General features: G+C 35.0%; 12 protein-coding genes. 8 read left to right on the top strand and 4 right to left on the bottom strand.

All coding sequences use genetic code 11. The annotated features are described in order from the left end of the window. Positions 1-3: 3 nt before the first annotated feature. The 3 genes from LBV24_RS04490 to LBV24_RS04480 all read right to left on the bottom strand — a co-directional run bounded on the left by LBV24_RS04490 (position 4) and on the right by LBV24_RS04480 (position 2,083). A complete protein-coding gene (locus LBV24_RS04490; protein ID WP_224477397.1) occupies positions 4-570 on the bottom strand; it encodes a uracil-DNA glycosylase family protein in 567 nt (188 codons plus the stop codon). Beyond that, complete coding sequence (gene rsmI / locus LBV24_RS04485; protein WP_224477396.1) at positions 570-1,241, bottom strand: 16S rRNA (cytidine(1402)-2'-O)-methyltransferase; 672 nt, start codon at positions 1,239-1,241, stop codon at positions 570-572. Before rsmI ends, LBV24_RS04490 begins: the two co-directional genes overlap by 1 nt. A 110-nt stretch (positions 1,242-1,351) precedes the next feature. Continuing rightward, on the bottom strand, positions 1,352-2,083 hold the full coding sequence (locus tag LBV24_RS04480) for a hypothetical protein (protein ID WP_224477395.1): 732 nt from the start codon (positions 2,081-2,083) through the stop codon (positions 1,352-1,354). Between the two features lie 168 nt (positions 2,084-2,251). Between LBV24_RS04480 and LBV24_RS04475 the strand changes: the two genes are divergently transcribed. The 8 genes from LBV24_RS04475 to LBV24_RS04440 all read left to right on the top strand — a co-directional run bounded on the left by LBV24_RS04475 (position 2,252) and on the right by LBV24_RS04440 (position 13,585). Continuing rightward, positions 2,252-2,899, top strand: coding sequence for a thymidine kinase (locus LBV24_RS04475; RefSeq protein ID WP_224477394.1), 648 nt, complete (start codon positions 2,252-2,254; stop codon positions 2,897-2,899). Continuing rightward, positions 2,892-3,998, top strand: a complete 1,107-nt coding sequence (gene alr, locus LBV24_RS04470; RefSeq protein WP_224477393.1) for an alanine racemase — start codon at positions 2,892-2,894, stop codon at positions 3,996-3,998. Before LBV24_RS04475 ends, alr begins: the two co-directional genes overlap by 8 nt. Before the next feature lie 83 nt (positions 3,999-4,081). Beyond that, a complete protein-coding gene (gene mscL, locus LBV24_RS04465; protein WP_224477392.1) occupies positions 4,082-4,486 on the top strand; it encodes a large conductance mechanosensitive channel protein MscL in 405 nt (134 codons plus the stop codon). Positions 4,487-4,670: 184 nt separating this feature from the next. Then, positions 4,671-5,660 (top strand): aspartate-semialdehyde dehydrogenase, encoded by a 990-nt coding sequence (locus LBV24_RS04460; protein ID WP_224477391.1) that lies wholly within the window; start codon positions 4,671-4,673, stop codon positions 5,658-5,660. Positions 5,661-5,812: 152 nt separating this feature from the next. Next, positions 5,813-7,978: a prolyl oligopeptidase family serine peptidase gene (locus tag LBV24_RS04455; protein ID WP_224477390.1), complete on the top strand. Its 2,166-nt coding sequence runs from the start codon at positions 5,813-5,815 to the stop codon at positions 7,976-7,978. A 136-nt stretch (positions 7,979-8,114) separates the two neighbouring features. Then, positions 8,115-9,470, top strand: coding sequence for an Ig-like domain-containing protein (locus LBV24_RS04450; protein WP_224477389.1), 1,356 nt, complete (start codon positions 8,115-8,117; stop codon positions 9,468-9,470). 11 nt (positions 9,471-9,481) lie between these two features. Further along, positions 9,482-12,607, top strand: coding sequence for an FG-GAP-like repeat-containing protein (locus LBV24_RS04445; protein ID WP_224477388.1), 3,126 nt, complete (start codon positions 9,482-9,484; stop codon positions 12,605-12,607). Between the two features lie 66 nt (positions 12,608-12,673). Beyond that, positions 12,674-13,585 carry an ABC transporter ATP-binding protein gene (locus LBV24_RS04440; RefSeq protein WP_224477387.1) on the top strand — a complete coding sequence of 304 codons (912 nt, stop codon included), beginning with the start codon at positions 12,674-12,676 and terminating at the stop codon, positions 13,583-13,585. 1 nt (position 13,586) lies between these two features. Here LBV24_RS04440 and LBV24_RS04435 read toward each other — a convergent pair whose 3' ends face one another. After that, positions 13,587-15,839 carry an efflux RND transporter permease subunit gene (locus LBV24_RS04435; protein ID WP_224477386.1) on the bottom strand — a complete coding sequence of 751 codons (2,253 nt, stop codon included), beginning with the start codon at positions 15,837-15,839 and terminating at the stop codon, positions 13,587-13,589. Positions 15,840-15,841 lie beyond the last annotated feature (2 nt).

Here is a 15,841-nt window from a genome sequence, read left to right as displayed (position 1 = left end):
TCTTTATTCTAAGATTCGCCTTATTATCAATTTAATTTCAGGCACAATAGATTCCTCAAACCACGGGTTTTTTGCACGCCAAAACCTATTTGTTGGTGAAGGATGTGGTATTGGAAAATATTTTGGCAAATAGCTTTGATAATCACCCACTCGCTGTGTTAAGGTCTTTTTGTCTTTTAAATAATATTGCTGAGCATATGCACCAACTAAAATTATCAATTCAATATGCGGCATTTTTTCTAAAAGCTTTTCATGCCACTGTGGCGCACACTCAGGTCTTGGTGGTAAATCGCCTGTTTTTCCTTTTCCTGGATAACAAAAACCCATTGGTACAATAGCAAAGTTTTGGGTGTTGTAAAACTGCTCATCGGTAACATTCAACCATTGTCTTAACTTTTTACCACTTTGATCATCCCAGGGAATTCCAGACTCATGAACCTTCGTTCCAGGAGCTTGACCTATAATTACAATTTTTGAATTAGTATGTCCGGTAACAACTGGTCTAGGACCAAGCGGAAGATGTTGTTTGCAAATTGTGCACTGTTCGATGTCTTGAAGTAAACCTTTCACTACTTCTTGCCTTCAACAATAACAACAATTTCACCCTTAGGTGGCTTGTTAGTGTAATGATCTAAAACTTCTTTTGCTGTACCCCTAACAGTTTCTTCATATAGCTTGGTAAGTTCACGAGAAACTGAAACTAAACGCTGCTCTCCAAAGTATTCACAGAAATGGCCTAGTGTTTTAACCAATTTATGTGGACTCTCATAAAAGACCATTGTCCTAGATTCTTCAGCTAAAAGCTTAAGCCTAGTTTGGCGTCCTTTCTTAACAGGAAGAAAACCCTCAAACACAAATTTATCATTTGGAAGTCCACTATTGACCAAAGCCGGAACAAAAGCAGTTGCACCAGGTAGGCATTCTACTTTGATTTTTTCTACAATGCAAGCCCTAACCAATAAAAACCCGGGATCTGATATCGCAGGTGTACCAGCATCACTAATTAAAGCTATAGTCATACCAGATTTTAATTTTTCAATTACATTGCCTACAGTTTTATGCTCATTGTGCATATGGTGGCTTTGCATTGGAGTATTGATTTCAAAGTGCTTTAAAAGTTTGCCAGATGTTCTTGTATCTTCCGCTAAAATTAAATCAGCCTCCTTCAAAACCTCAATAGCTCTTAATGTAATATCTTTAAGGTTACCGATTGGTGTTGGCACTATGAATAATTTTCCCATTCGATTTTAATTTAAAAATGGAAAATCCAAAACTAAAACGAATACAACGATTGAGAAGAATAGAGTGTTTGTCATTTGAAAAGAAATAACCAATGTGTTGAGCCTCAAAATTAATTGAACTTTCCTTCTACAAGTTCCATAAATCGCTCTTCATACTCTTCTTTGCCAAGCCAATCATTATAATCTGGCTTAATGAAATTCCCAATTAACTTTTGGGCTTCTTTTAGTGACTTAGTTGTGTTTAATTGAGATATTACACGATCATAATCTTCATTACTACCTTCAAACAAGTGCTTTATAAAGGCTAGCTTATCGTTTAATCCTATTTGAAGATTCTTACCCTTTAGTTTATCGTTTAGAGATTTGCGTTTCTGAGCTTCTTCAATGGGTTCAAATTCTGGTATTTCTGCAAAATCCGCAGATATGGTTTCAAATTCAATAGTTTTAGGTGTTTCTGGGGATATAGAATTCCCCAACAGCGCATCCATATCATTTGAATCGTCAGCTGGCATGTGAGCAACCATGTCTTTAATTTTATTCATTACAGGTTCCATAATACCATCGTCCTCTACCTCATCTAAATTGATATATGTCTTGTTTTCAATTTCAATATTATCACTCACTTTATTATTAAAAGCTGTGTCTAACATATCAAAAAAAGAAGAGTCATTACCTATAGTTGGCATTTTGTCCTCGAAATTTTCTTGAGCAAACTTCAGTACGGTTAACTTTTCATAAAGTTTAGATACTTCGTCGTGCATTCTGTCTACATCTTCTCTTCCTTTAAGCTTCAGAATTCGATGTGCGATACTTATTAATTCTGATTCTAATTTCTTTTTCATGACTTACTAATTGTGCGTTTTTTAAAGCCATCTGAACCATCTTCATCTTGCTCCAATAAATAATTAGAATTAAATGATAGATGTTTCATTTTTACTTTTGATTTTTAATATTTTTGATTGACCTTTATACAAACGAATTATTACTACGTTTAGTGCTAAAATTACGAAATGTTTCTTGAAAAAACAGTAAATCATAAAGAACAATTTGGGTGGATTGAAGTGATTTGTGGATCGATGTTCTCTGGTAAGACTGAAGAATTAATTCGAAGATTAAAACGTGCCAAATTTGCCAGACAAAAAGTTGAAATTTTTAAGCCAGCAGTGGATGTTCGCTACGATGACGATTTGGTGGTTTCTCACGATGCTAATGAAATTCGTTCTACTCCTGTGCCTGCAGCAGCCAATATTCCAATATTAGCAGACGGATGCGATGTTGTTGGTATTGACGAGGCTCAGTTTTTTGACGATGAAATTGTACGTGTTTGCAACGATTTGGCAAATAGTGGAATACGAGTTATTGTTGCTGGTTTAGATATGGATTTTAAAGGCAACCCGTTTGGGCCTATGCCATATTTAATGGCTACTGCAGAATATGTCACAAAAGTACATGCTATATGCACTAAAACTGGTAATCTGGCACAATACAGCTACAGAAAGGCAAAAAGTGACGACCTTGTACTGCTTGGTGAGGTAGACGAATATGAACCATTAAGCAGAGCCGCATATTATAAAAGTATGTTGCGAGACAAGGTAAGGCAAATGAATGTTAATGATGCCCAAGAAATTAATTCTAAACAACAAAAACCTGATGTCTAAAGCTCAAGAAACTGTTTTAGAAATTAATTTAGGTGCGCTTAGTCATAACTTCAATTATCTCAAATCTAAATTAAATCCAAATACTAAATTTTTAGCTGTTGTTAAAGCTTTCGCCTATGGTAGTGATGCCATAAGAATAGCTGAACATTTAGAAGAATTGGGTGTAGATTATTTTGCCGTTGCCTATGTAAAGGAAGGGGTCTTACTTAGAGAAAATGGGATTAAAACCCCAATCTTAGTATTGCATCCCCAACCGGTAAATTTTAAATCTCTTATTGATCATTGCCTAGAACCTAGTTTATACAATGCCAAAGTCCTAAAAGAATTTATAGATGTTGCTGAGAAACAAAATCAAAAGAACTATCCGGTTCATATTAAATTTAATACTGGGTTAAACAGATTGGGGTTTTGGGAGAGCGATGTAGATTATATCTCGTCTCAATTAAACGCTACAAATAGTGTTAAAGTAAAATCCGTTTTCTCTCATTTAGCAGCAAGTGAGGATATAAATGAAAAATCATTTACTGAAAATCAAATTAATACGTTTCAATCAATTTCTAAGCATATTGAGAAGAGCCTTGGGTTTAAACCGTGGTTACATATTTGTAACACATCAGGTGTTTTAAATTATCCTGAAGCTCATTTTGATATGGTTAGGTGTGGTATTGGCCTTTATGGCTTTGGTAACTCTGGTGAAGAAGACAAAAAGCTAAAACCAATTTCAAGTTTAAAATCCATTATTTCACAAATTCATAAAATTGAAAAAGACGAAACGGTAGGCTATAATCGTGGTTATAAAGCTTCAGGATTTGAAAAAACAGCCACCATACCTATTGGACATGCAGATGGGATTAGTAGAATTTATGGGAATGGAAATGGGTTTGTAATAATTAATAATCAAAAAGCTCCTATTGTGGGCAATGTTTGTATGGATATGTTAATGGTCAATGTTACTAATATAGAATGTAAAGAAGGTGATGAAGTTATAGTTTTTGATTCCAACAATAAAGCTTCTGATTTGGCCGAATCTGCTCACACAATTTCTTATGAAATTTTAACTGCAATATCCAATCGTGTGAAGCGATTATATATTAAATAGTGGGGAAATGTTAAAATTTGTGACTTTTTAACTAAATTAGTGTCCAACTAACATATTTAACTAACTATTAATACACTACTATTATGTTAAAAGAATTCAAGGATTTTATTATGACTGGCAATGTGATTGATTTCGCAGTTGCAGTAATCATGGCTGGTGCTTTAGGCGCAGTTATTAACGGATTTGTTTCAAACATCGCAATGCCATTTATTGGTTATTTTGCTGGCGGAATGAATTTTGAAGACCTTCATTATGCGATGGACGGTAAAGAATACGCATCTTTAGCTGCCGCAAAAGAAGCAGGAGCTGCCGTAATTGCTTACGGTGCGTGGATTAACACTATCATTAACTTATTAATCGTTGGATTAGTAATGTTTATGATTGTTAAGGCTTATAACAAAACTAAGAAACCAGCTGAAGAAGCGGCTCCAGCAGGACCATCTGAAGTTGATTTATTAACTGAGATTAGAGATGCTTTAAAAAAGTAATTTAGGTTTAGCGACACCGCTACACTATAATTCACAATCAAACCCAGGCTAAATAGTCTGGGTTCTTTTTTTAAATAAAGTTAATTAATTAACATCTCGTTTTTTTTTGTTAAAAGCCTTGATATTATTTAAAAGAAGGAAGTGTTTTTGTTTAATTTTGCTGGATAATTATTAATTGTAAAAAATGAAAGTAGCTGTTGTTGGTGCAACCGGATTAGTAGGTAATGTAATGCTAAAAGTGTTAGAAGAGCGTAATTTCCCAGTAGATGAATTATTGCTGGTGGCTTCTGAGCGTTCTGTTGGTAAGAAAATTGACTTTAAAGGAAATCCTATTGAGGTTATTAGCATTCCAACAGCAATTGAAGAAAAACCTGATATTGCATTGTTTTCTGCTGGAGGTGGTACGTCATTAGAATGGGCTCCAAAATTTGCAGAAGTTGGAACAACAGTAATAGACAATTCTTCCGCATGGCGAATGGACCAAACTAAAAAATTAGTAGTTCCAGAAATTAATGCAACTGAATTAGGTAAAGAAGATAAAATAATTGCAAATCCTAATTGCTCCACCATACAAATGGTTATGGCGTTAGCGCCACTTCATAAAAAATACAAGATTAAGCGTATAGTTGTTTCAACCTATCAATCCGTTTCAGGAACAGGTGTAAAAGCTGTGGAACAACTAGAAAATGAAATTGCCGGTAGAAAAGGAGATATGGCCTATCATTATCCTATACATAAAAACGCTATTCCTCATTGTGATGTCTTTGAAGATAATGGTTATACCAAAGAAGAAATGAAATTGGTAAGAGAGACTCAAAAAATCTTAGACGATAGAACAATTGCCGTAACCGCTACAGCAGTAAGGATACCAACTGCGGGCGGACACAGTGAAGCTGTCAATGTAGAATTTGAAAACGACTTTAATCTAGGTGAGGTAAGAACTTTATTAAATAATACAGAGGGTGTAACCATACAAGATAATCTTGATGTTAATGTCTATCCAATGCCAATGTTCGCAAATGGTAAAGATGATGTATTCGTAGGCAGAATAAGAAGAGACACCTCTCAGCCAAACAGCTTAAATCTTTGGGTGGTGAGCGACAATCTTAGAAAAGGCGCTGCAACCAATACGGTGCAAATTGCAGAATATCTTGTTAATAATGGTCTGGTGTAACTAAATCCCTTAAACCCTTGGTGTTCTTTTATAAAGAGCCCAAAAGATGAGTTGTTTTTCTCATTCAGCATTCATGATTTTTGCTATTGATTAAAAGTTAGTAAATGGTTATATTGTCCGTTAGCATTTTTAATCAATTGAAATTCTGAAGTATGAAAAAAATACTCTTTTTCTTTGCCCTAGTATTTATTTTTGTATCATGCAAAAACGAATCTAAATCTTTGAAAACCGTAAGTGTAAATTATCCTGAAACCAAAAAAGTCGATACCATTGACACTTATTTCGGCGAGCAAGTTGCCGATCCTTATCGTTGGTTAGAAGACGACAGAAGTGAAGAAACTGAAAAATGGGTTAGCCAACAAAACGAAGCAACCTTTGGGTTTTTAGATAACATTCCTTATCGCGAAGAATTAAAGGAACGTTTGACGAAATTATGGAACTATGAAAAAATTGGTGCTCCATACACAGAAGGAGATTACACCTATTTTTCAAAAAACGATGGTCTTCAAAATCAATCAGTAATTTATAGATATAAAAAAGGAGCTAATCCTGAAACTGCAGAAATTTTCATTGATCCTAATAAGTTTAAGGGTGATGGCACTATTTCACTTGGAGGCTTAAGTTTTTCTAAAAACGGTCAAATACTTGCTTATTCAATTTCCGAGGGCGGAAGTGATTGGAGAAAAATTTTGGTGATGGACGTTGAATCTAAACAGATTATGGAGGATACCTTGGTTGACATTAAATTTAGCGGTATGTCTTGGTATAAGGATGAGGGGTTCTATTATTCTAGCTATGACAAACCAAAGGGCAGTGAGCTCTCCGCAAAAACAGATCAGCATAAAGTATATTATCATAAGTTAGGAACAAAACAGTCTGAAGATCAATTAATTTATGGTGGTACACCTGAAGAAAAACACCGTTATATCTATGCTGGTGTAACTGAAGATGATAGATATTTAGTGATTACACCTAGAGTTTCTACTTCTGGTAATAAGCTTTATATAAAAGACCTTTCAAAAGCAAATGCACCTTTAGTTGAAATATTGGGGCATACTGATTCAGATTCTAATATTATTGAAAACGAGGGCTCTAAGTTATTTATAATGACAAACCTTAACGCACCTAATCAAAGGGTGGTTACTGTTGACGCTTCAAATCCTTCACCTGAAAACTGGATAGATTTTATTCCAGAAACAGAAAATGTGTTAAGACCTTCAACTGCTGGCGGATATTTCTTTGCCGTATATATGATAGATGCGGTTTCAAAGGTTTTTCAATATGACTATAAGGGTAGTTTGGTGAGAGAGGTTGAATTACCTGGTGTGGGTTCGGCAGGAGGTTTTGGTGCAAAAAGAAAAGAAAAAGAACTTTACTTTTCCTTTACAAATTATACCACGCCTGGAAGCATTTATAAATACAATATTGAAAATGGTGCTTCAGAATTATTTAGAAAACCAAGTATAGATTTTGATTCTGAAAATTATGAAAGTAAGCAAGTATTTTATTCGTCCAAAGACGGAACAAAGGTGCCAATGATAATTACTCATAAAAAAGGGTTGGAATTAAATGGCAAAAACCCAACCATACTATATGGTTACGGAGGTTTTAATATTTCCCTAACTCCTAGTTTCAGAATTACTAATGCGGTTTGGATGGAGCAAGGTGGCATTTATGCGGTACCTAATTTGCGTGGTGGTGGTGAATACGGAAAAGCGTGGCACGATGCAGGAACCCAAATGAAAAAACAAAACGTATTTGATGATTTTATAGCCGCTGCAGAATATCTTATTGATAACAATTACACATCTTCAGAATATTTAGCAATAAGAGGTGGTTCTAACGGTGGTTTGCTAGTTGGCGCTACGATGACCCAAAGACCAGATTTAATGAAAGTAGCTTTACCTGCGGTTGGCGTTTTAGACATGTTGCGTTATCATACATTTACTGCGGGTGCTGGTTGGGCCTATGATTATGGTACAGCCCAAGACAGTAAGGAAATGTTTAATTATTTAAAAGGGTATTCTCCGGTACATAATGTAAAGAAGGGTGTTGAATATCCAGCTACATTGGTAACAACTGGTGATCATGACGATAGAGTTGTGCCAGCACATAGTTTTAAGTTCGTTGCAGAATTACAAAGCAAGCAAGCAGGGAAATCACCAACACTTATTAGAATTGAAACTGATGCTGGCCATGGAGCCGGAACACCTGTCTCAAAACAAATTGAGCAAGCCGTTGATATTTTTGGTTTCACGTTATATAATATGGGCTTTGATGTACTACCAAGCAAATTAAACAAGAAGATTAAAGGGTAAGCTTTCATTGGCTTCAAGCACTTAAGTTATTATTGGTTTAACAAAAAAAGATTAGCTTTATGGGCTTGTTTTTTGACAACAAATAGGGAATTTATGTTTATTCCTGTTTAATTATTGTGCTATTGTCTGTCTTTATATGAAAAATAAATACGGTATATTTTTATTTTCGATCCTATCCCTTTTACTGCTTACATGTGGTACAGATGATGGTAATGCCGTATTAGAGATAGAGACAAATTCAGACGCTGTAGTAATTGATCAAAATTCACAGATTGAAATATTTATTTTTCAAAATGATAGTAATATTCCTAATTCAGGACAATTAACTATTACAAACCCAAGCAAGGGAAATGCACAAATTAATAATAATGGTACTCCTAGTGACTTAAGTGATGATAGCATAATTTTTAGTGCAATTGCAAATTTGGTAGGTGAAGATAGTTTTCAATACACTATATGTGATGAATCTGGCAATTGTCAGACAGAGAATGTTTCCGTTACAATTACATCTTTATCTGTCGTTAATGTTTTTGAAGATACACCTCACCAAACATTATCTGAATATAACTTTTTTGAAGGCAATTTACGTGAGCTGAACCCATCATTTGGCGTTATCCCTTATGATTTAATATCTCCTTTATTTTCAGACTACGCTAAGAAAAAACGGTTTATATGGATGCCTAACGGAGTAATCGCCAATTATATTGAAGATATTTCACCTATTCGGTTTCCAGAGGGAACATTCTTAATTAAAAACTTTTACTACAATTCAATTCAACCAAATAATACAACTCGAATTCTAGAAACGAGAATAATGTTTAAAACAAGCGATGGTTGGGATTTCGCTAATTACTTGTGGAACGACGATCAATCCGAAGCTTTTTTCAGTAACGAAGGTGATTTGGTGGATTTAACATGGCTACAAGGTGAAATAATAAAAAGCACAACTTATAGAATACCATCTAGAGCCGAGTGTTTTACATGTCACAATCAAACTGATAGTCCAACACCGATTGGATTAAAGCCCCAGAATATTAATAAAAATTACGATTATTCAACAGGAATAGAAAACCAGATTAGAAAATTAATTGATGTTGGGTATTTAAATTCTGATATTCCAGGCAATATTAATTCCACAGTTGGATGGGATGATGACTCACAGCCATTGGAGCTAAGAGTAAGATCTTATTTAGATATTAATTGTGCACATTGTCACTCTGACAATGGTTATTGTAATTACAGACCAATGCGTTTTGCTTATGATTTAACCGATAATCGTGAAAATATTGGTGTTTGTGTAGAACCTGAGACTCAATTCATTCCAAATTCTGATATTGTAAAACCTAACGATACTGATCTTTCAATTTTATATTTTAGATTAAGTACAACTGATGAATCTTTTAGAATGCCTTTATTGGGCAGAACAATAAACCATGACGAAGGTGTAGAGCTTATTGAAGAGTGGATAAACTCACTGACGGATTGTGAATAACTAATATAACTATGAAAAAAATTACTTTAATAATTGTTGTATTCACGACATTATTCTCTGTAAACGCGCAAGTTTTAAATGAGTCTGCAAATTGGCCAAATTCTAATTGGTCAATCACAGGAACGTATGATGCAACTTATCTTTACGAAGACCCTACAACAACTTCGTCTAATTTCTCCTTTGACGATGATGACGCCAATAGTGGATCAAATAATGACTTGGCTGCTGAATCACCTGTTATTGATTTAACCAATGCTTTTAATGCTGGGGAAATATGGATATCAATGGAAACAGATTATGTGTTTAATATATTTCAAACAGAAACGCTTACAATTCAATATTGGGATGCTGACGCCTCACAGTGGGCAAATTGGAGTAATGTCTATGACACAAGTACTGCTGGAGCGCCAAATCAAAACTTCTGTTCTGGACCATTTGTTTCATTAAATCACCCAATCTTAAATATTGCAGCATTTAGTACCAACCAATTAACTAACTTTAGGTATAGGATCTATTATCAAGATAATACGTCTTGGGGATGGGGATTCTGTTTTTCTTCTCCTGTTTTATCCTCAATGGCTCCACCCTCTTGTCCAGAACCTATTAATCTTAATGCTTTAAATATTACGGAAACTTCCGCTGATTTACAATGGACAGAAAATGGCACAGCAAGCTTATGGAATCTAGAATGGGGGCCTGCGGGCTTTACTCCTGGCACTGGAACCATGGTTAATGGTTTAACAAGTACAATTTATAATTTAACCGGGTTATCTCAAGGTGTTTCATACGATTTTTATGTGCAAGCTGATTGTGGTGGAGGTGACACTTCTTCTCTCGTTGGACCATTTAATTTTATCACTAGTGCACCAGGTGCTACCTGTAGTTCCGCACTTAGTTTACCCGTTAATGTAGATTGCAACAGTGCTACACCAGCTTCATTTGATTTTAGTATTGCAACTGATATTGATGCAAACAACGAAAACCCAACCTGTGACGGGTCAGGGAATTATGGTTACTTTATCAGTTTTCAGGCTCCTGCAATTGGATCAGTTGTTGTTAGATTTAGTGGTGGTGCTAATAGTATAGGGTTAGAGGTTTATGACTCTTGTGGCGGTAATTCAGTATCTACCTGTACCAACAATGGTTTTAACTCAGGTGACAGTTCAGGAGAAATAACAGGATTAACGCCTGGCAATACTTATTATGCTGTAATATGGAGAGATCAACAAAACGGCACGGCAGATATCTGCATAGAACAAGGATCTACTTGTCCTTCACCAAGTAATCTCGGTACCGCAAGTGTTGGAATTGACTCAGCAACTTTAAACTGGATTGAAAACGGTTCAGCTTCAGCGTGGAATCTCGAATGGGGAACTTCTGGCTTTACACTTGGAACAGGAACCGCGATCAATGATTTAAGTGCCACAAGTTATGCCCTTTCAGGATTAAGTTCAGGTACGGCCTACGATTTTTATGTTCAGGCTAACTGTGGTAGTGAAACTTCAAATTTCACTGGTCCATTTACATTTACAACCCAATCTCCTTCGAGAATTAATTTTGACCCACAACCTATAACGGTAAGTGGCACATATGACATGGCTATTGTTGATATGGACGGCGACTTTTTAGACGACATTGTAACTGTTTCTTTAAGCAATATTAATATTCAAAAACAAAATAATGATGGTTCGTTCACAAACATAAATATCAGTACACCAAACGCAGATTTTTTACCAAGTTGGAGTATGGCCGCGGCAGATTTTGATGCTAATGGGAAAACAGATCTACTTTATGGCGCTGGAAGTGGTGTCTCTTTTATGCAGGCAAGTAATGATGGCATGAGTTTTACGCAACAATCTACAACACAATACACGTTTTCGCAGAGATCAAACTTTGTTGATATTAACAACGATGGTAATTTAGATGCCTTTGTTTGTCACGATGTTGAGCCAAATGTCTACTTCATTAATGATGGTTCAGGCAATTTAACTTTCTATCAATCAGATGTTACTCCAGGTGCGCCATATTCTTTAGGTAACTTCCCTTCAGGAGGAGATTATGGTTCAATCTGGATAGACTACAACAACGACCGAAATATAGATTTATTTATAGCAAAATGTGGTGGGTCTGAAGAAAGACGCACAAATATGATGCTTATTAATAACGGTGATGACACATATAGTGAAAATGCCGCGTCAATTGGTTTGGCAGACCCAATGCAGACTTGGTCCTCGGCATGGGGTGATTTTGATAATGATGGTGACATGGATGTCTTTGTCGGCGCAAGTTCTGGTGACCATAAACTTATGAGAAACAACGGTTTCACAGATGATGGAAATCCAAATAATGATTTTACATTCACAGATGTTACCATAGGTGCTGGTGTTTCTGGAGCACCAACAGGCTGGGAAAGTTCTGCATTTGATATTGACAATGACGGATACTTGGATATTATTGCAAATGGTACAATACTTTATGGGAAAGGCGATTTAACTTTTGAAGATGCCGACCCAAATCAAATAAATTATAAAAATGGTGCCTTTGGTGATCTTAATAATGATGGCTTTATTGACACCTTTTATAATGGAATTAGATATTATAATTTAGGTAACTCAAATAATTGGGTTAAGATAAACACTGTTGGTACCGTTAGTAATATTAACGGTATTGGTGCACGAGTTGAGGTACATACTCCTAATGGTGTACAGATAAGAGATGTGCGCAGTGGTGAAGGGTTTGAGTTTATGAGTAGTTTAAATACACATTTTGGACTGGGCTCCGAAACACAGATTGATAATATCATTATTTATTGGCCTTCAGGTATTATTGATAATATACCTAACCCAACTAGTAATACAACACATAACATTGTTGAGGGCGCTTTCTTAAGTGTGGAAGACGAAACAATTGCTGCTTTCACAGTTTATCCAAATCCAGTTGATGATATTTTGAATATTAATTCTACCAATGATCTTTCTGATGGTGTGGTTACAATATTTGATATTCAAGGCAAGGTTGTTTTGAACCAGAAACATGATATAGACAAATTGGATGTGTCAAAGCTTGAAGGAGGTATTTATGTCCTTAGACTAGAAAGCCAAGGAAAATTGAGCATTCAGAAGTTTGTGAAAAAATAATATTTATACACTTATTCTTAAAACCGTTTGAGAAATCAAGCGGTTTTTTTGTGGTATTTTTGCAATATGCTTCAAGTTAAAAATGTCTCTTTCGCTTATACCAAAAGTAAGGTTTTAAATAATATAAGCTTTGATCTTGCTAAGGGTAAAACTTTAGCTATTATCGGTGAAAGTGGTTCTGGGAAAAGTACCTTATTAAAGCTAATTTATGGTGAATTTGATTTAAAAGAAGGTGAAGTGTGGTGGGATAATAAACAGGTCTTAGGCCCAGCATTCAATCTTATTGTAGGTTATGATTTTATGAAATATGTTGCCCAGGAATTCGACTTGATGCCTTACACCACAGTTGAAGAAAATGTTGGGAAGCACCTTTCGCGCTTTTATCCAGAACAAAAAGAAAAACGAACTAAAGAATTACTCAGAGTTGTAGAACTTGAAGCTTTTGCCGATACCAAAGTAAAAATTCTTAGTGGTGGACAAAAACAGCGTGTGGCATTAGCTAGGGCTTTAGCAAAAGAACCCGAAATATTGTTATTAGATGAACCCTTCAGCCATATAGACAATTTTAAAAAACAATCTTTACGAAGAAGTATTTTCAGTTACTTAAGAAAAAACAGAATCAGCTGTCTAGTTGCTACCCACGATAAAAATGATGTTTTAGGGTTCGCTGATGACATGATTGTTCTAGATGAGAAAAAAATTGTTATAAAAGACACACCACAGAACATATACTGTAATCCAAAACTGCCACTGGTGGCTTCGTTTTTTGAGGAATTTTCAATCATTGACGGAGCAATATATTATGCTCATCAACTACAAATTGTAGAAAATTCTAAACATAAAGCTGTGGTTAAAAGATCCTATTTTAATGGGAAGAATTGGTTGATTGAGGCTACATACCAATCCAATTCTATCTTTATTGAACACCATTGTAATTTAAAACCGAATAGCTCCTTGTTTTTTAAATTATTCCAGTAGGTCATTTATCCAACTTCTTTAATAGAGCAGGCAAATAAAAGATGTCTGTAATTAAGGCCATGGTAACTGTTACGGCACAAAGTAAGCCAAAATCCTGAACGGAAGGTGTGGCGCTAGAAGCTATAATTAAAAAGCCTCCAACCAAAGCAATCGTTGTTGATATTAAGGCACTACCTGTATAGCGCATAGCATTGTCCATGCGTTCTTTTGGCGAGCCAGTTATATATTTACTTCGCCTGTATTTATGTACTAAGTGAATAGTGTCATCCATAGCAATTCCCAACATAATAGGTGTTATCATTGCTGTTGTAACATCTAAGGGAATGTCTAGCAAACTCATAAATATTGCAAGTATCGCTAACGGTAAAATATTTGGTATGAGTACTAATATGGTGGTTCTCAGATTCTTTATAAACACCCAAAGACATAGAAATGCCACAAAAAATGCCGCAAAGAAGGACTTAAACTGAGTCTCTAAAATAAAGTTATTCAATTGCGCAAAGACAACAGCAAAACCGTTTATTTTCAAATCATAATTATCAGTATTAAATGACGATTTAAAGGCTTGTTTAATATCATCAAGCACTTGTTCTAATTCTGATGTTCGCATTTCCATAAGGGTTAGCGTAAAACCTGCTGTTGATAGGTCTTCTGAGAATAATTTAAAAAAGCTGTTTTCCGTAGCATCAACATCTTTAAGTGTATTCTTTAGTTTCGCCTCTGATATATTAGATTGAAATAAAACAGGTGTGCGTTGTTCTAGGAAGGACTTTATAGTAACCACCGAAACAGGGTTTGATATTAATGGGTTTGCTTCAAGTTTATTCTGAAAATCCTCTAATCTTTTAATAGCATCTTTTTTCAATATTACATCACCATTCTTTGTCGCAATATTGAGCTGTAACCTATTGCTTCCTCCTAATTCAACCTCAACAGTTCTTAAGTCTGTTTTTGCTTTGCCTTCTGCCAATAAATCACGAGAATTGGTGTCAATCTTAACCTGAAAAATAGAATAGATTCCAAATAAAAGCACCGCTGTAAAACCTACAATCAGTGAATTTTTATATTGACTTGTAAAACCATTGAGCCATTCAATAAAGCGCGATTGAGAATAGCTTTTAAAGCTTAATATAGGTTTAGCTTTTTCAAAATTTAAATTCATAAAACTAAAGCCGATAATGGTAATTACATAGACCAATAAAAAACTTAGAATTAATCCAATACATGTAAAAACACCCATGTTTTTAAATGCAGGTAAAGGCGATAAATAAAGTGCAAAATAGCCAACAAGGGTTGTTAGCGTAGTATAGAAACAAGGTGTTAAACTCTTTCGTATGGAAATTGCTAACAAATCAACCTTCGAAAAATTGGTGTTAGCAAGTCCTTCTTTGTGGTAAATGTTTATAATATGAACCGCATCACTAACGCTATATACCATTAGAATCGTTGGGATAAGCATGGAAATCATATTTAATGCAAACCCAAGAGAAGTAATTAATCCAAAAAGTAAACTAACCGGAATCGCAACTGACAGTAGTGCAATAAGTAGATAGCGTTTACTTGGTAGCAGAAATAAAAGCAATACCGTTATGACCAAAACGGTCAGGATACCAAATATTAGACTTTCTTTATAAATGCCTTTGCTATAAGCCTCATTTAATACAGGTGGTCCTGTTAGATAATAATCTGAATATGTCTGTCCTACTATACTTTCAATTTCAACAGCTATTTCTTGTCGGTCTTCCTCAATGGTGGGTGTAGGTTTCATTTGGATATAAAACAGCTGGTTTTTATAATCCTTAGTGACCAATTGTGAAGTAATGTTGGATAGTTTAGAAAACAGGTTTTTCAATCCTTTTTCACTTCGTCTTGAGTTATATAAATCGTCAAATCTGATGTTGTTATTTGCATAGATTGGGTATTTAGCCTTGGCCAAGCTAAAGGTTGTTTTTACGTAAGGCAATGCTTCAATAGATTGGTGTAATTCCCTTAACTTGTTTACTTCTGATTCACCAATTGCATTTTCAACTGGTAGCATGATAATAAATATCTCATCTGATCCAAAATTCTCCTGGAAATCTATGTATGCCTTGTAACTCGGATCGTCCTCTAAAAACCATATAGAAAGTGAATTATCTACACTTAGCTTATTAAGTGTTTGATAACCAGACAATACCATTAGTATCGCCAAAATTGCGATAATAGATATTCTGAATTTAATAATAATAGGTATAATGCGCTTCAATCGTTCCATAA

This window comes from Winogradskyella vincentii (assembly GCF_020166345.1).
In the GTDB taxonomy this organism is placed as follows: Bacteria; Bacteroidota; Bacteroidia; order Flavobacteriales; family Flavobacteriaceae; genus Winogradskyella; species Winogradskyella vincentii.
Note: the sequence above shows the minus strand (reverse complement) of the source record. Positions and strands in the feature narration are given on the sequence as shown.